12 protein-coding genes are annotated in these 16,065 nt (G+C 69.0%); 1 reads left to right on the top strand and 11 read right to left on the bottom strand.

Annotated features, from left to right (window positions below; all coding sequences use genetic code 11):
• Nucleotides 1-3: 3 nt before the first annotated feature.
• The 3 genes from G6N51_RS24785 to mddA are packed head-to-tail and all read right to left on the bottom strand — an operon-like array spanning nt 4 to nt 2,454.
• Entirely contained in the window at nt 4-1,161 is a 1,158-nt protein-coding gene (locus tag G6N51_RS24785) for a cation:proton antiporter (protein ID WP_083169943.1), read from the bottom strand.
• A gap of 4 nt (nt 1,162-1,165) precedes the next feature.
• On the bottom strand, nt 1,166-1,648 hold the full coding sequence (locus tag G6N51_RS24780) for a cation:proton antiporter regulatory subunit (RefSeq protein ID WP_083169941.1): 483 nt from the start codon (nt 1,646-1,648) through the stop codon (nt 1,166-1,168).
• Nucleotides 1,649-1,698: 50 nt separating this feature from the next.
• On the bottom strand, nt 1,699-2,454 hold the full coding sequence (gene mddA, locus G6N51_RS24775; protein ID WP_083169939.1) for a methanethiol S-methyltransferase: 756 nt from the start codon (nt 2,452-2,454) through the stop codon (nt 1,699-1,701).
• A gap of 214 nt (nt 2,455-2,668) precedes the next feature.
• Here mddA and G6N51_RS24770 point away from each other — a divergent pair, with 214 nt between their 5' ends.
• Entirely contained in the window at nt 2,669-4,372 is a 1,704-nt protein-coding gene (locus G6N51_RS24770) for an ABC transporter ATP-binding protein/permease (protein ID WP_083169937.1), read from the top strand.
• A gap of 80 nt (nt 4,373-4,452) precedes the next feature.
• On the opposite strand, the gene G6N51_RS24765 is transcribed toward G6N51_RS24770, so the two are convergent.
• The 8 genes from G6N51_RS24765 to mtrA form a co-directional block, all read right to left on the bottom strand.
• The gene (locus tag G6N51_RS24765; protein ID WP_083169935.1) at nt 4,453-5,259 is read right to left on the bottom strand and encodes an adenylate/guanylate cyclase domain-containing protein; all 807 of its coding nucleotides are present in this window, start codon (nt 5,257-5,259) and stop codon (nt 4,453-4,455) included.
• 52 nt (nt 5,260-5,311) lie between these two features.
• Nucleotides 5,312-6,862, bottom strand: a complete 1,551-nt coding sequence (locus tag G6N51_RS24760) for an HD domain-containing phosphohydrolase (protein ID WP_083170086.1) — start codon at nt 6,860-6,862, stop codon at nt 5,312-5,314.
• A 126-nt stretch (nt 6,863-6,988) separates the two neighbouring features.
• Nucleotides 6,989-9,823: a preprotein translocase subunit SecA gene (gene secA, locus G6N51_RS24755; protein ID WP_083169933.1), complete on the bottom strand. Its 2,835-nt coding sequence runs from the start codon at nt 9,821-9,823 to the stop codon at nt 6,989-6,991.
• A gap of 152 nt (nt 9,824-9,975) precedes the next feature.
• Nucleotides 9,976-10,644 carry a ribosome hibernation-promoting factor, HPF/YfiA family gene (hpf, locus tag G6N51_RS24750; protein WP_083169931.1) on the bottom strand — a complete coding sequence of 223 codons (669 nt, stop codon included), beginning with the start codon at nt 10,642-10,644 and terminating at the stop codon, nt 9,976-9,978.
• A 324-nt stretch (nt 10,645-10,968) separates the two neighbouring features.
• Nucleotides 10,969-11,610, bottom strand: coding sequence for a ComF family protein (locus tag G6N51_RS24745; protein WP_083169929.1), 642 nt, complete (start codon nt 11,608-11,610; stop codon nt 10,969-10,971).
• Between the two features lie 206 nt (nt 11,611-11,816).
• Nucleotides 11,817-13,574, bottom strand: a complete 1,758-nt coding sequence (gene lpqB / locus G6N51_RS24740) for an MtrAB system accessory lipoprotein LpqB (RefSeq protein WP_163750813.1) — start codon at nt 13,572-13,574, stop codon at nt 11,817-11,819.
• Nucleotides 13,574-15,259: an MtrAB system histidine kinase MtrB gene (gene mtrB / locus G6N51_RS24735; RefSeq protein ID WP_083169925.1), complete on the bottom strand. Its 1,686-nt coding sequence runs from the start codon at nt 15,257-15,259 to the stop codon at nt 13,574-13,576. The genes lpqB and mtrB overlap by 1 nt, the downstream gene beginning before the upstream one ends.
• 43 nt (nt 15,260-15,302) lie before the next feature.
• A complete protein-coding gene (mtrA, locus tag G6N51_RS24730; RefSeq protein WP_007168097.1) occupies nt 15,303-15,989 on the bottom strand; it encodes a two-component system response regulator MtrA in 687 nt (228 codons plus the stop codon).
• Nucleotides 15,990-16,065: the final 76 nt, after the last annotated feature.

Genomic DNA, 16,065 nt, shown 5'->3' with positions numbered 1-16,065 from the left:
GCGTCAGTGCGGGGGCCCGGCGCTGGGCGCCAGCGGTCCGCCCGTGTAGCGGGCCAGCACCGGACCCGCGATCGCCATGATGAAGACGTAGGACGTCGCCAGCGCGGCGACCGCGGGGATCGACGTGCCCGCCAATCCGATGATGATCAACGAGAACTCGCCCCTGGCGATCAGCGCGGTGCCCGCGCGCAACTGCCCCCGGCGGGCCACCCCGTCGCGCCGGGCGGCGAAGATCCCGGTGGCCACCTTGGTCGCCGCGGTCACCGCGGCCACGATCAGCGCCGCCGGCAGCATCGGGATCAGCTCTTGCGGGTCGACCGAAAAGCCGATCGCCAGAAAGAAGATGGCGGCGAACAGGTCCCGCAGCGGGCCCAGCACCTTGCGCGCCCGGTCCGCCGTCTCCCCGGTGAGCGTCAGCCCGACCAGGAAGGCGCCCACCGCGGCCGACGCGTGCAGGGATTCCGCCACGGCCGCCACGATCAAGGTGATGCCCAGCACCCGCAGCAGCAGCTGTTCGGAGTCGGGGTGTTCGACCAACCGGCCCACGTGGTGGCCCCAGCGGTACGACGCGGCGAACGCCGCCAACAGGGCACCCACCGCCGCCACCATGCCGCCGACGGCGCGAAGCCAGCCGCCGCCCGACGCCAGGACGGCGAACAGCGGCAGGTAGGCCGCCATCGCGAAGTCCTCGAGGACCAGCACCGAGAGCACGGCCGGGGTCTCCCGGTTGCCCAGCCGGCGCAGGTCCACCAGCAGGCGCGCGATGACGCCCGACGAGGAGATGTAGGTGACGCCCGCCAGGCACAGGATCGCCACGCCGTCCAAACCCAGCAGCCAGCCGGCGATCGCGCCGGGCGCCGCGTTGAGGACGACGTCGACGCCCGCGGACGGCAGGTGGTGGCGCAGGCTGGTCGCGAATTCGGCGGCGGAGAACTCCAGGCCCAGGGTCAGCAGCAGCAGCACGACGCCGATGGGCGCGCTCGTCGTGATGAACTGGCCGCCCGCGTCCAGCGGGAGGATCCCCCCCTTACCCAGCGATAGACCGGCGAGCAGGTACACCGGGATCGGGGACAGCGCGAACCTGCGTGCGACGCCGCCCAATACGGCCAGCATGGCCAGGAGGGCGCCGAGTTCCAACAACAGCGCCCACGAAACTTGCACCGGCTCAGCCCTTGTCGATGATCTGCTCGACGCCGGCGATGCCGTCATTGGTACCGATGACGATCAAAACGTCTCGGGCATAAAGTGTTTCGGCCGGGCCGGGCGAGGCGAGCACCTCCTCGTTACGCACGATCGCGACGATGGAGGCCCCGGTGCGGGTGCGCGCATGGGTGTCACCCAACGGGTGGCCCACGAAGGGACTGCTGGCCAGGATGTGGACCTGCCCCGTCTCGAGTCCGGGTATCTCCCGGGCCAACTCGGTGAACCGCTCCGCGATCCGCGGGGCTCCCAGGATCTGGGCCACCGCCTCGGCCTCCTCGTCGCTGAGGTGCAGGAGCGGGCGGGCCTCGTCCGGATCGTCGCGGGCATAGACGACGACGTCGAAGTCGCCGCTTCGCCGCGCGATGATGCCGATGCGGTCGCCCTTGTGATCGGTGAACTCGTAGCGAAGGCCGACGCCCGGCAGCAGCACCTCCTTGACATCCATACCGTCAATCCTGACAGGTCGGTGGAGGCGCGGTCACCGGTGCGCGGGAATCAACCCTGCCGCGCCACGCCGGTGGGCTGCCGGCGTGGAATCGGCAGCAGCATCGATACCTCGCGCTGGTAAGCGCTGTATTGGTCGCCGAGCGACGTGACCAGGTCACGCTCCTCCAGCTGCGTGGCGACCAGGATGTAGCACGTCATCCCGGCCGAGAACAGCAGATGCCCGGCCGTCATGACGGGCGCGGCCCAGAACGCGATGACCATCCCGAGCATCAGCGGGTGGCGCACCACCCGGTAGAGCAGCCGGACCCGGAACTCGATGCTGGTGTAGGGCTGTTGGCGCGACGCCAGATACACCTGCCGAAGCCCGAACAGGTCGAAATGGTTGATCAGGAACGTCGCCAGCAGCGCGACCGCCCAGCCGAGCCAGAACAAGACCCACAGCAGCGCCCGGGCCGCCGGCATCCGCACGTCCCAGATGACCGTCGGCATCGTGCGCCACTGCCAATACAGCAGGGCCAGCACCGCGCTCGACAGCAGCACGTAGGTGCTGCGCTCGATCGACGGCGGCACGACGCGTACCCACCATCGCTTGAACGCGGGCCGGGCCATCACGCTGTGCTGGACCCCGAACGCGGCGATCAGCGCCGCGTTGATCAGCGCCGCCTCGGCGACGGGCGCGGTGAGCCCACGGTCGACGCTTCGTGGCAGCGCGAAGTTGCCTACGAAACCGATGAGATACAAGAAGGCCGCGAGGAAGAGCAGGTACGCCGCGGCGCCGTAACCCAGCGTCAGATATCGCTTCATGGGCTCAGTGTCCGCCGTGTGCGCGCGCTCGACTATAGGTCGTTTGCCTCATTTTTCGTTGCCGCGCTCTAGGCAATTTTGACTAGCTCATTTCCGAGCGCATACCCACCGGCGGACTTTGCCATTTGAGGCAAACGCCTCATGCGACGGCGGAAGCGGTGGACCGATGATCGATCCTGACGAAGTTACCTCAAGAAAGCACGGAGATCAGATCATGACCGAATTAGCATGTGCTGCAACGACATCCGATGTGCCAGTGGGTGCTCGGATCGATGCGATCGACATCGGCCGGCGCGCCGGCGGGCGGCAGGTCCTGCAAAAGATGTCGCTTTCAGTGGAACCCGGCGAATTGGTCGCCATCGCCGGCGGCAGCGGGGCGGGCAAAACCACCTTGCTGGAGGTCCTCGCGGGACTGCAACCGCCGTCAACCGGAGAGGTACGGCACGACGGCGTTGGCCGCCGTCCACGCATCGTCACCGACTCCCGAGTGGGCTACGTACCTCAGGACGACATCATCCACCTGGAGATGCCCCTGCGCCGAACGCTGCGGTACGCGGCACTGCTACGGCTTCCAGCCGGTACGTCCGCGGCGGAAACGGAACGGATCGTTGAGGAGACCCTGCAGGACCTCGACTTGGCCGACCGTGCCGACGTGCCGGTACGTGCGCTGTCCGGCGGTCAACGCAAGCGGGCCAGCATCGCCGTCGAGCTGCTGACCGGGCCGAGGCTGTTCTTTCTCGACGAACCCACCTCTGGGCTCGATCCGTCGACCGCGGCCGAAGTGATGCGCCTGCTGCGCCGGCTCAGCCGGCGCGGGGTAACCGTCATTCTCACCACGCACGAGCCGGCCGGAATCGATCGGTGTGACCGGGTGGTCTTCCTGGCTCGCGACGGCCACTTGGCCTTCACCGGCAGCCCGGCCGCGGCGCGGCGCTACTTCGGTGCGCAGGACCTCACCGAGGTGTACGAGCGCCTGGCGTGCGAAGGCACTCCGCAAATCTGGGCGGAGCGATTCGCGGGAAGCCGCGTCTACGCGTCAACTCGCCACGGCTCCCCTCAACGGCGCGTCCCCCACACCCCGCCCCGCCTCAAGCACACCGGCAGGGTCCGACAATGGTGGCTCCTGACCCGGCGCAATGTCGACGTTCTCTCTCGCAACCGGCTGACCCTTGCGATCCTGCTCGGCTCGCCGGTGCTGGTGACGGTGATGATGGCGACGCTGTTCAAGCGCGGAGAGTTCGATCCGCGTGCCGCAGCCGGTGTGGGTCCGGCCCAGATCGTGTTTTGGATCGCTTTCGACGGCTTCTTCTTCGGCCTCACGTACGGCCTGCTCCAGATCGTCGGCGAGATGGCCGTTTTCCGGCGCGAACGGCTGGCCGGGCTCAGCGTGGGCGCCTACGTGGCATCGAAGATCGCGGCGCTGCTACCGGTCTTGGCGGCAGTGAGCGCGGTGTTACTGGTTGTGTTGCGCGCGCTCGGTCGGCTCCCCGCGGTCGGATGGGACGTCTACGCCTTCCTGTTTGCGACGATTCTGATCGAAGCGACCTCTGCCCTGGCGTTGGGCCTGTTCGCCTCGGCCGCGGTCTCCAATGCCGCACAAGCGGCCCTCGCCCTGCCGATGCTCTGCTTCCCGCAGGTTCTGTTCGGCGGCGCCATCGTCCCCGTCGACCAGATGGCGACCCCCGGGCGCCTGATGAGCCTGATCCTGTCCAACCGCCACGCCTTCGACGCCTTGGGGCGCGGCCTGGCGCTCGACCGCTACACCGCCACGCTGCCGGCCATGTCGGCCTACCACGACACCTTCCACGGAGGCACGGCCGTGAGCCTGATCGCGCTCGCCTCTTTCGCCGTTACCCTCACGCTGGCCACCGCGTGGGTACTGGACCGGCGATCGAGGCCGGGCGCATCGCCGCGATAACGCCCCCGCGCGGTCCGGCCCGCGATCCTCAACAGGATCGCGGGCCGAGTCTGCCGGCCGCGTAAAGATTTTCGGAATACTCACATTTTCCGGATGAAGGCGCCGAGTGGGTCTTGCTGCCCGCGAAGATTCAGTGTGCGTTGCGGCGCACCGGCCATGAGTTCGTCGGCGACTCCGCGGGCAACCAGCAACTCGCCCCCGGCGGCGTGTTGTTGCATCCGGGCCGCGGCGTTGACCGGACTCCCGAGGGCGGTGAAGTCGACCACCGCCCCGCCGACGTTGCCGACGTATGCCACGCCCGCGTTCACCGCTATTCCCACGTCCAGCCAGGGCCCGTCGGGGGTGCCGTATCCGACCGCTTCGAGCAGCTCGATCCCCGCCTGAACCGCCCGCTGACGATACCGGGGGCCGCTGATGCCCTGGACGAAGAACGCCATCACCTCGTCGCCGATCAGCTTGTCGATCACCGCGTCGTGGCGCAGAAGTGTCTGCGTCGCGGCACCATAGAACCGGTTGAGCAACGCGGCGAAATCCGCGGCGGGCCGGCGGTCGCCGAGCGCCGTGGAGCCGCGGACGTCGGCGAACAGCACCGCGATGTCCACCTCCGCGCCGCCCCGCGGCAGTGCGTCGCAGCATCGCTCGCACAAGTTCGGGTTCTTGCGCGAACGGCGAAAACCGGCGGCGGCGAAGATCCGGCCGACGGGACCGCCGAACGGGTTGTTGCACAGCTTGCATCGCGGGGCCGAAGGCAGATAGCGGAACGCGCGCCTCGCTCGGATCAAGGAAGCGTGGCCGTCGGTGAGTACCTTGTCCCACAGACCCGACGAGGGGACCGACTGCCGGGTCGGCGCGACGACCGCGGATTGCCGTTGGGCAGTGCGAGTCATGGGAAAATGGTCTCGCCGATTTCCTGCCCGCACATGAGGCATCCGCCCCAAATCAGTCGAGCGCGCTGGCGGTCAGGCCGTGCCGTGTCGCGTACAAGCTGGCCCCGATCCTGTTCGAGACCCCGATTTTGGCATAGATGCGCTCGACGTGATTGCGAACGGTCTTCTCGGAAATCCAGAGGGCCGAGGCGATCTCGCGGTTGGATTGCCCGCGCGCAACGTGCAGCAACACCTCGGCTTCGCGCCGCGTCAGTCCCTCCGGCCTGACGGCTCTGCGCGACGGCCGGTGACCCGCAGCCTCCAGCACGGCTTCGACCACATCACCGTCGAGGCGCCCGCGGGCGGCCTCGCCTCGTAGCCGCCTTGCGGCGTCGGTGTCGTCGAGGGCGTCACGGTAGGGCCGTGGTTCCATTGAGGAGCAATAACTTTCGGCAGCGGCGAGGATCCGATCGCGAACGGACAGGTCTTCACCCCGCACACCGTTCGGATACCCCGACCCGTCGAGTCGCTCGTGATGGTTCACCGCGGCCTCCCGGACGGCCTTCAGCCCACCCACCCGGGCCAGAATTCTGCCGGTCAGGTACGGGTGGATCTGCACCCGCTCGCGTTCGGCACCGGTCAACCCGCCCGGCTTCTCCCAGACCCGGTTCGACACGCCGATCCGGCCGAGGTCGTGGACGTAGCCGGCGCGGCGCAAGATGTCGATCTCGTTCTGCGGCAGCCGAGCACATTTTCCGGCGTTCTCCGCCAGCTCGGCCACGGCGCGGGAATGGCCAAGCGTGAACGGGCACTTGAGGTCCACGAAATCACCCATGGCGCGCAGCAGTGCGTCGAGTGCGGGGCCGGTCAGCGCCTCCCCCGGGTCCGGGGCCAAGTCGGCGGCGGTCGACCATGCATCTTCGCTGTCGTTCAGCAGCTCGTCGGCGGCAGCTGTGAACACCGCGACGATATCCGGATCGAACTGTGTGCCGCTGCGTCGGCGGACCTCCGCGACGGCGGCGTTCGCGCCGTACGCGCGATGGTGCACCTCGGCGATGTCGGCAACCTGCGCCACGCGCATTGTCACCGGTATCTGCCCGCCGGCGGCGCCACCGGGAAGGCCGCTGCCGTCCCACCGTTCGTACGCATAGGGCAGGGCCTCGCACACGTCCGCACCCAGGCCGATCTCGTCGGCGAGCAATGCGGCCGACAGGCAATGGGACTGCACCAACGCGCCGAGGTTGCCACGCGCGTCCAAAAAGACTTTGGCCGCCAGCTGCGCCCGTTTCGGCAATGTCGACCCACGACCGAGGTTGCCCAGCAGAAATCGCCGGTACGGTGCCCCCGACCAGTCGATGAAGTGGCTGTCGTGTCGCATCGCGATGTCGTCGCCGAACCATCGCGTGTACTCGTGGGAGTCGGCGTGACACCCGATCCACATCACCAGACCGGTGTAGAAGACGGTCCCGCGCTCACGTTCACCGAGCCCCAGCCGCTCGGCGAGCCTGGTGCCCATGGCCGCCGACCGCAGCATGTGGTCCATCGGCTGGCCGAGCCCGAGGTCGACCGCCAAAGACAGCGCCGCCAGTACCTCGATTCGCGACACAGCTCCGTCGAAGGGCATGAAACTCGCCCCTTCCTTGACCGGGCGCGGTCGCGGGGTCATCTGTAGCCAGACAGCAGGTGATGCCTGATTAGCCTATGGCATCGGCGTTGCTGCCGGGTGGAGAAATGACGGCTCCGGGCGCGGCTAGCGCCGCTTCACCGATTTCGGCGGCTTGGCGCCGCGGCCCTGCTGCCGCGCGGCCGCGCGCCGCTCGCGCCGGCTGGCCCCGCCGGGCACCCCGGCCGGGGCCTTCCCGTCGCCGCCGTTGCGCTGCACCTGCGCCGAGCCGTCCTCCGACGGACCCGAGTAGGTCAGCGCGGGCCGCTCGTCGTCGATCCCCTTGGCGCGCAACATGCTTGGGGCCTCATCGCGCACGGCTGCCGGCGCGCCGCCCTGTTGCTCGGCCCCCGCGGCGGCGGTCGCGAATTCCGCCAGGCCCTCCGGCGCTTCCACCGGCGCGACCTGCGGTGCGGGCACCGCCTCGACGGTGACGTTGAACAGGAAGCCGACCGACTCCTCCTTCATCGCGTCGAGCATGGCCATGAACATGTCGTAACCCTCGCGCTGGTACTCCACCAGCGGGTCGCGCTGCGCCATCGCGCGCAGCCCGATGCCCTCCTTGAGGTAGTCCATCTCGTAGAGGTGTTCGCGCCACTTGCGATCGATGACGTTGAGCAGCACGTTGCGTTCCAGCTGCCGCATCGCGCCCTCGCCCGCGATCTCCTCGAGCTCGGCTTCCCTTGCGGCATAAGCGCGTTCGGCGTCTTTGAGCAGCTCGTCGAGCAGCTCCTCGCGGGTGAGGTCGTCGCGCTCGGAGTCACCGTCGAGGCGCACCAACGTCTCGTGATCGATGCCGACCGGGTACAGCGTCTTAAGCGCCGTCCACAACGCCTCCAGGTCCCAGTCCTCTGCGTAACCCTCGGCCGTCGCGCCGTTGACGTAGGCGGTGACCACGTCGCGCACCATGTCCAGCGCCTGCTCCCTGAGGTTCTCGCCCTCCAGGATGCGGCGGCGTTCGGCGTAGATCACCTTGCGCTGCTGGTTCATCACCTCGTCGTACTTGAGGACGTTCTTTCTGACCTCGAAGTTCTGCTGCTCGACCTGGGTCTGGGCGCTCTTGATCGCGCGGGTGACCATCTTGGCCTCGATGGGCACGTCGTCGGGCAGGTTCAGCCGGTTCAGCATCGCCTCGAGCGCGGCGCCGTTGAACCGGCGCATCAACTCGTCGCCCAGCGACAGGTAGAAACGCGACTCGCCCGGGTCGCCCTGGCGGCCCGAGCGGCCACGCAGCTGGTTGTCGATGCGCCGCGACTCGTGCCGCTCGGTGCCCAGCACGTAGAGACCGCCGGCCTCGACCACCTCATCGGCCTCCTTGCCGGCCTCCTCCTTGACCTTGGGCAGCTCCTCGTGCCAAGCCGCCTCGTATTCCTCGGGCGTCTCGACCGGATCGAGGCCGCGCTCGCGCAGCCGCTGGTCGGTGAGGAAGTCGACGTTGCCGCCGAGCACGATGTCGGTGCCGCGGCCGGCCATGTTGGTGGCGACGGTGATGCCGCCGCGGCGGCCGGCCACCGCGACGATGCCGGCCTCCTGCTCGTGGTATTTGGCGTTGAGCACGTTGTGCGGGATGCGCCGCTTCTGGAATTGCCTCGACAGGTACTCCGAGCGCTCGACGCTGGTGGTGCCGATCAGCACCGGCTGGCCCTTCTCGTAGCGCTCGGCGACGTCGTCGACCACCGCGATGTACTTGGCCTCCTCGGTCTTGTAGATGAGGTCGGAGCAGTCGGTGCGGATCATCGGCCTGTTGGTCGGGATCGGCACCACGCCGAGCTTGTAGATCTCGTGCAGCTCGGCCGCCTCGGTCTGGGCGGTGCCCGTCATCCCGGACAGCTTGTCGTAGAGCCGGAAGTAGTTCTGCAGCGTAATGGTGGCCAGCGTCTGGTTCTCGGCCTTGATCTCCACGTGCTCCTTGGCCTCGATGGCCTGGTGCATGCCCTCGTTGTAGCGCCGGCCGTAGAGCACGCGGCCGGTGAACTCGTCGACGATGAGGACCTCGCCGTCGCGGACGATGTAGTCCTTGTCGCGGTTGAACAGCTCCTTGGCCTTCAGCGCGTTGTTCAGGTAGCTGACCAGCGGCGAGTTGGCGGCCTCGTAGAGGTTGTCGATGCCGAGTTGGTCCTCGACGAACTCGACGCCGAGTTCGTGCACGCCGACGGTGCGCTTGCGCAGATCCACCTCGTAGTGGACGTCCTTCTCCATCATCGGGGCCAACCGGGCGAACTCGAGGTACCAGTTGGAGGCGCCGTCGGCGGGTCCGGAGATGATCAGCGGGGTGCGGGCCTCGTCGATCAGGATGGAGTCGACCTCGTCGACGATGGCGAAGTTGTGTCCGCGCTGCACCAGGTCGTCGAGCGAGTGCGCCATGTTGTCGCGCAGGTAGTCGAAGCCGAACTCGTTGTTGGTGCCGTAGGTGATGTCGGCGTTGTAGGCCACCCGGCGCTCGTCGGGCGTCATCTGGGCGAGGATCACGCCAACGTCCAGGCCGAGGAAGCGGTGCACGCGGCCCATCCACTCGCTGTCGCGTTTGGCCAGGTAGTCGTTGACCGTGACGACGTGCACGCCCTTGCCGCCGATGCCGTTGAGGTAGGCCGGCAACACGGAGGTCAGGGTCTTGCCCTCACCGGTCTTCATCTCCGCGACGTTGCCGAAGTGCAGCGCCGCCGCCCCCATCACCTGCACGTCGAACGGGCGCTGGTCGAGCACCCGCCAGGCCGCCTCGCGGGCCACCGCGAACGCCTCTGGCAGCAGGTCGTCGAGGCTTTCGCCGTCGGCGTGCCGCTTCTTGAACTCGTCGGTCTTGGCCCGCAGCTCCGCGTCGGTCAGCTTTTCGACCTCGTCGGACAAGGTGTTGACGTAGTCAGCCACCCGCTTGAGACGCTTGAGCATGCGACCTTCGCCGAGGCGCAGCAACTTCGACAGCACGGTGTTGTCCCCTTTTGGGATGTTCCCCTATTGGTAGGAGTCTCTTCTCGTAAGCGACTCCCATGGTAGGTGACAACCCCGCGAGGGCCGCCGCAGCGGCGATCGCGAGCGCGGCGCAGCCGGGCGCGGCGCGTCGCCGCCGACAGACGGCGTTAAGAGAGCCTGATCAGCCCGTAGTCGTAGGCGTGGCGGCGATACACCACGCACGGCCGCTCGGTCTGCTTGTCGTGGAACAGAAAGAAGTCGTGCCCGACGAGTTCCATCTCGTAGAGCGCTTCGTCGACCGTCATCGGCCTGGCCGGGTGCTCCTTGGTCCGCACGATGCGCCCGGGCTCGTGGTCCGCCTCGGCGCCGTCGTGGTCGCCGGCCGGCTCCGGCGCGCGTTCCTGCGGGGGTGGCGGCACGACCGCGGTGGCGGCGGCCAGCGACACCGGCGTCTTGTCGCCGTAGTGGACCTTGCGGCGGTCCTTGGCGCGGCGCAGCCGGTTCTCCAGCTTGTCGACCGCGGACTCGAACGCCGCGTAGAAGCTGTCGGCGCAGGCCTCCGCCCGGCTTACCGGCCCGCGGCCGCGGGCGGTGATCTCCACGCGCTGACACGATTTGCGCTGGCGCCGGTTGGGCGCGTGTTTGAGCTCGACATCGAAGAGGTAGATGGAGCGATCGAACCGCTCGAGGCGGGCGAGTTTCTGGGAGACGTAGACACGGTAGTGGTCGGGGATTTCTACGTTGCGGCCCTTGAAAACGACCTCGGCGGTCGCCGTCGGTTGAGGTTGGCCGTCGGTTTGCGTCGGCGGTTGGTCGAGAATCTGACCGGAATCCACGGATAGCCTTGACATACGTGACAACTCGTTTCTCTTTCACGTCGCACGCGCCCTGCGTGCCCGGCTTACTACGACGCGCCGACGAGGTGGGAGAGCGGTCCTTGTTTCAGAAGTCACCGCCGCAGGCTGCTCGCCGATGCAAGGTGTCGAATACTCACCCCTTCCCGCGAGTGGGGTCTCAACCTGGGAATGTCGCGACCAGTAAGTCAGACCAAGTGAGTCGATTGATGTTGTCCTCGACGTTAGCTCGTGTTCGCCTCGCCATGCCACTGATTTCGCGGAGCTGTTGCGAGTTCTTCACATACTCTTGGCGACCGCACAGCCTCACGCGGCCGCGACCGTCAGAACGGCGGTGACGCGGACACCGGCGGCGGTCAAGACCCGCACCGACTCGCGGGCCGTCGCCCCGGTGGTGACGATGTCGTCGAGGATCAACACCTCGGCGTCGAGCAGCCGTGCGCGCGTTCGGCGCAGCAGCACCCGGCCCGCGACGTTGCGTTCGCGGGCGGTGCTGTCCAGGCCCACCGAGTCGCGAACCAGCGCGCGCAGCCGCAGCGCCGGGGCCACGGTGATGGCCGGGTGGCCGGCCACCGCGGTGCGCGCCAGCCGGGTGACGGGGTCGCCGCCGCGCCGGCGTGCCGCCGAGCGCCGCGTCGGCGCGGGCACGACGATCAGCGGCGTCTCGACGATCCCCCACGACAGCAGCCGGTGCACGCCGGTGGCCAGCGCGCCGGCCAGCGGCCCGACGAGATCGGCGCGGCCGTGCTCCTTGAGCGCCAGGATCGCCTGCCGGCGCGCGCCCGCGTAGCGGCCCAGGGCGAACACCGGCACCTGCGGGTCGACGCGGGGGTTCACCACATGCGGCTGGTCCGCGGCCACCGACAGCTCCCGGGCGCAGGCGTCACACCAGCGGGTCGACGGCGCCCCGCAGCCGCCGCACTGCAGCGGCAGGATGAGGTCGAGCATGGGCGCCAGTGTCGCGGGCGGGGGTGACAACGCCCTGGCTGTCTCAGCCCGATGCGCGACCCGCCGCGCCCGGCTCCGCCGCGCTTGCGATCGCCACTAGCCCCACGGTGGCGACCCACCGCGCCCGGCTCCGCCGCGCTTGCGATCACCACTAGCCCCACGGTGGCGACCCGCCGCGCCCGGCTCCGCCGCGCTTGCGATCGCCACTAGCCCGGCAGCACCGGCGCGGCCCCGAACACCGTCAGCCCGGGCACCTCCGACCACGCCTGCTGGCTTTCGGCCGCCGCCGCCGAATACTGGAACACCCCCTGCGGGGCCCCCACGTAGATCGTCGACGGGTTGGCCGCAACGGTCAGTACCGGCATCTGCAGGCCCCGGGCGGGTGCGTCGGAGTTCACCCCGTCGAGGTTGACGTAGGACACCGGATGGCTGGCGTCGGTGCGGGTCACCACGATGTCGTCGCCGGTGCGCCAGGACAGCGACACCACCGAGTTGCCCAGCCCGAAGCCGAGCCGCCGCGGGTACGTCAGGGCGAACTGGCCGGCCTGGGTCTGCTCGACGCTGGCCAGGATCACCTGGCCGCCGATCACCATCGCGGCGCGGGCGCTGTCGCGCGACAGCTGCAGGTCGGTGATCGGCCCGGGGAACCGGCTGGAGACGGCGACGGAATCGACCGGGATGCGGGCAGGTTGCCCCGACGCCGGCTCCTGGATCGCGCGCAGCACGTTGTTGCCGTCCACCACCGTCCAGACCGCGTCGTCCAGCGACCAGCTGGGCCGCGTGAGGCTGTGACCGTCGGCGGATTGGACCGCCTCGCCGCCGAGGTCACCGATCCACAGCGACGCCGCCTCGTCGGGCGCGCCCCGGTGCAGCGTGACGACGGACGCCACCTGCCGCCCGCTGCGGGACAGCGCCGCACCGGTCTGGTCACCCATGCGCCCGAAGGCGCCGGGCACGTTGCTGAAGCGCTGTCCGTCCAGCGATACCAGCGAGCCGTTCACGAGGGCATGCAGCCCGGCGCCCGCGCCGTCGGCCACGCCGGGGTCGGTGGCGGCGACATCGGAGGTCGTCCAGCCCTCGGCGAACCTGTCGTCCAGCGGCGCGCCGTCGGCGTTTATCACGTACGGCCCCCGGATGTCGGCCCTGGCCAGCGTCCAAATGATCTGTGCGGCAAGCAATTGCCGGCTGTGCGGATCGGTGGTGGACAGCTTCTCCAGGTCGATGCGCGCGCCGCCGTACCCGCGCCCGATCCCGTTCTTGCCGCCGTCGGCCCGGGCCACCGGTCCGCGCAGCCGCAGCGGCGGGGCGAGCAGGTTGCGGACGGTGTGGGCCATCTCGGGGCGCGGACCGGCGATGAGCTTGGAGACCAACTCGGTGGCCAGCTGATCGTGATCGGCGACCGCAACGTAGCGCGGGTCTGGTACGACCGTCTTGCCGGTCGGGTCGGCGAAGTAGAGCGTGTTGCGCTTGTAGGTCGACTGGAACTGCTGCCAGTCCAGGAACACCCCGTTGGGCAGCCGGTCGATCCGCCACCCGCCCGAGGTCTTGACCAACTCGATCGGGCCCGGGTCGGGCAGCACCCCCTCGGCGGTTTCGAACACCCCCATGTCCGACAGCGACCCGAGGATGTCCGCCCGCATGTTCGCCGAAACGCGTTCGGCCGCACGGGTTTCCACGAACACCACGTGGTCGATCAGCAGGGCGCTACCGGCGTCGTCCCAGGCGTTGGACGCCGACTGGGTGAGGAACTGCCGGGCCGCCAGATGCCGGTTCGCGGGATCGGCGGTGGCCTTGAGGAATTCGCGCAGCAGCACGTCGGGATCCATGCCCGGCGTCGGCTTGGGCAGATTGGACGGGGCCGGGCGTTCGACGGTGCCGATGGCCTGGGGCGCCGACGAGCTGGGCACCCCCGCACACCCGGCCAGGACCACCGCGAGGAACAACAGGCCGAGCAGCCGCCGCATCACCCGCTCCTCTCGGCGTGTTCACGTTGCCGCGACCGGTCTTTGGTCTGTTGCGGGCCGGTCGCACTCGCCGTGGCGGTGGGCGGGATGGGCTTCATGGGCAGCGGGCTGGTGGTGACCTTGTGGCCGCGCACCAGGGGAAGCGTCAGCCGGAAGCACGAGCCCTCGCCGGGCTCGCCCCACGCCTCCAGCCGGCCCTGGTGCAGGCGGGCGTCCTCCACGCTGATCGCCAGGCCCAGCCCGGTGCCCCCGGACCGGCGCACCCGCGACGGGTCGGCCCGCCAGAACCGGCTGAACACCAGCTTCTCCTCGCCGGGCCGCAGCCCCACGCCGTAGTCGCGGACGGTGACGGCCACGGTGTCCTCGTCGGCGCCCATCCGGATCTGCACGGGCTTGTGTTCGGCGTGGTCGATGGCGTTGGCGATCAGGTTGCGCAGAATCCGCTCCACCCGCCGGGTGTCGACCTCGGCGATCACCTCGTCGGCGGGCAGGTCGACCAGCAGCTCGATGCCGGCGTCTTCGGCCAGGTGGCCCACGTTGCTCAGCGCGCTCTGCACGGTGGTGCGCAGGTCCACCGCCTCGACCGACAGCTCGGCCACCCCGGCGTCGTGCCGCGAGATCTCCAGCAGGTCGTTGAGCAGCGACTCGAACCGGTCGAGCTCGTTGACCATCAGCTCGGTGGACCGCGCCAGCGTGGGATCGAGGTCGGCGCTGTGGTCATAGATGAGGTCGGCGGCCATTCGCACGGTGGTCAGGGGGGTGCGCAGCTCGTGGCTGACGTCGGAGGTGAACCGGCGCTGCAGGTTGCCGAACTCCTCGAGCTGGGTGATCTGGCGGGACAGGCTTTCGGCCATGTCGTTGAAGGACACCGCCAGCCGGGCCATGTCGTCCTCGCCGCGCACCGGCATCCGTTCGGACAGGTGCCCCTCGGCGAACCGCTCGGCGATCCGCGACGCGGACCGCACCGGCACCACCACCTGGCGGGAGACCAGCAGCGCGATCCCGGCGAGCAGCACCAACAGCACCGCGCCGCCGGTGATCATGGTGCCGCGGACCAGCGTGATGGTGGCCTGCTCGTTCTTCAACGGGAAGATCAGGTACAGCTCCAGATTGGCCACCTGGGACGACGCCGGCGTGCCCATGACCAGCGCGGGACCGGAGAAGCCGTCGGTGTGCACGGTGGCGTACTGGTAGGACGCCTGCCCGGCCTTGACGAAGCCGCGCAGGGAATTGGGCACCTGGTCGACGGGGCCGGCCGTGGTCGCCGCGCGCGGCCCGTCGCCGGGCACGATCAGCACCGCGTCGAACGTGCCGGCCAGCCCGGCGCCCGACGCGGAGTCGGTCTTGGAGGTCAGCGTGTTGCGGGCCAGCTGCAGGCTGCTGTCCAGCGAGCGCGTCTCCTCGCCGCTGACGATCCCGCCGACGGTGGTGCGCGCCCGCTCGATCTGCTCGATGCCGGCCTTGACCTTGACATCGAGCACACGATTGGTGACCTGAGAGGTCAACACGAAGCCGAGCGCCAGGATCACCGCCAGGGACATTCCGAGCGTCAGCGCGACGACACGCAGCTGCAACGACCGGCGCCAGGCCACGGCAACGGCTCGACTCACCGCACCGATGCCGCGGGTCATGGGGCCGGAACGCCCCCAACGGCTCCGAGTGCGTCGCCGGGAGCCCCAAATCACCGCCGGCGCCCTCCCCCACGACGAACTAGATGGCGCTCGTGGGTCACGGAGGTCCGGCCTTGTAACCCACTCCTCGAACGGTCAACACCACGGTCGGGTTTTCGGGATCCTTCTCAACCTTGGCCCGCAGACGCTGGACGTGCACGTTCACCAGGCGGGTATCCGCCGGGTGCCGGTAGCCCCACACCTGTTCGAGCAGCACATCACGAGTAAACACCTGCCGCGGTTTGCGCGCCAACGCGACCAGCAGGTCGAACTCGAGCGGCGTCAGGGAGATCTGCTCGCCGTTGCGGGTCACCTTGTGCGCCGGCACGTCGATCTCGACGTCGGCGATGGAGAGCATCTCGGCGGGCTCGTCGTCGTTGCGCCGCAGCCGGGCCCGCACCCGGGCCACCAGCTCCTTGGGCTTGAACGGCTTCATGATGTAGTCGTCGGCGCCCGACTCCAGGCCCAACACCACGTCCACGGTGTCGGTCTTGGCGGTCAGCATCACGATCGGCACACCGGAGTCGGCGCGCAGCACGCGGCACACGTCGATGCCGTTCATGCCCGGCAGCATCAGGTCCAACAACACCAGATCGGGGCGCAGTTCGCGCACCGCAGTCAGGGCCTGGGTACCGTCACCGATGACCGCGGTGTCGAAACCCTCCCCACGCAACACGATGGTGAGCATCTCGGCCAGCGAAGCGTCGTCATCGACGACCAAAATCCTTTGCCTCATGGAGTCCATGGTGTCACCAGAACGGGACAAACCCGGCGCGCCACACGGGCGTTTCGTGCTCCGAGCCGCAAATATGGAGGCAAAT

Source organism: Mycobacterium paraseoulense, from assembly GCF_010731655.1.
Lineage (GTDB): Bacteria > Actinomycetota > Actinomycetes > Mycobacteriales > Mycobacteriaceae > Mycobacterium > Mycobacterium paraseoulense.
Note: the sequence above shows the minus strand (reverse complement) of the source record. Positions and strands in the feature narration are given on the sequence as shown.

Bases quoted from the DNA above. Each gene is read 5' to 3' on its own strand.
- G6N51_RS24780 (WP_083169941.1), bottom strand. From the start codon at position 1,648: ATGGATGTCAAGGAGGTGCTGCTGCCGGGCGTCGGCCTTCGCTACGAG.
- mddA (WP_083169939.1), bottom strand. From the start codon at position 2,454: ATGAAGCGATATCTGACGCTGGGTTACGGCGCCGCGGCGTACCTGCTC.
- G6N51_RS24770 (WP_083169937.1), top strand. From the start codon at position 2,669: ATGACCGAATTAGCATGTGCTGCAACGACATCCGATGTGCCAGTGGGT.
- G6N51_RS24765 (WP_083169935.1), bottom strand. From the start codon at position 5,259: ATGACTCGCACTGCCCAACGGCAATCCGCGGTCGTCGCGCCGACCCGG.
- G6N51_RS24760 (WP_083170086.1), bottom strand. From the start codon at position 6,862: ATGCCCTTCGACGGAGCTGTGTCGCGAATCGAGGTACTGGCGGCGCTG.
- G6N51_RS24745 (WP_083169929.1), bottom strand. From the start codon at position 11,610: ATGCTCGACCTCATCCTGCCGCTGCAGTGCGGCGGCTGCGGGGCGCCG.
- lpqB (WP_163750813.1), bottom strand. From the start codon at position 13,574: ATGCGGCGGCTGCTCGGCCTGTTGTTCCTCGCGGTGGTCCTGGCCGGG.
- mtrA (WP_007168097.1), bottom strand. From the start codon at position 15,989: ATGGACTCCATGAGGCAAAGGATTTTGGTCGTCGATGACGACGCTTCG.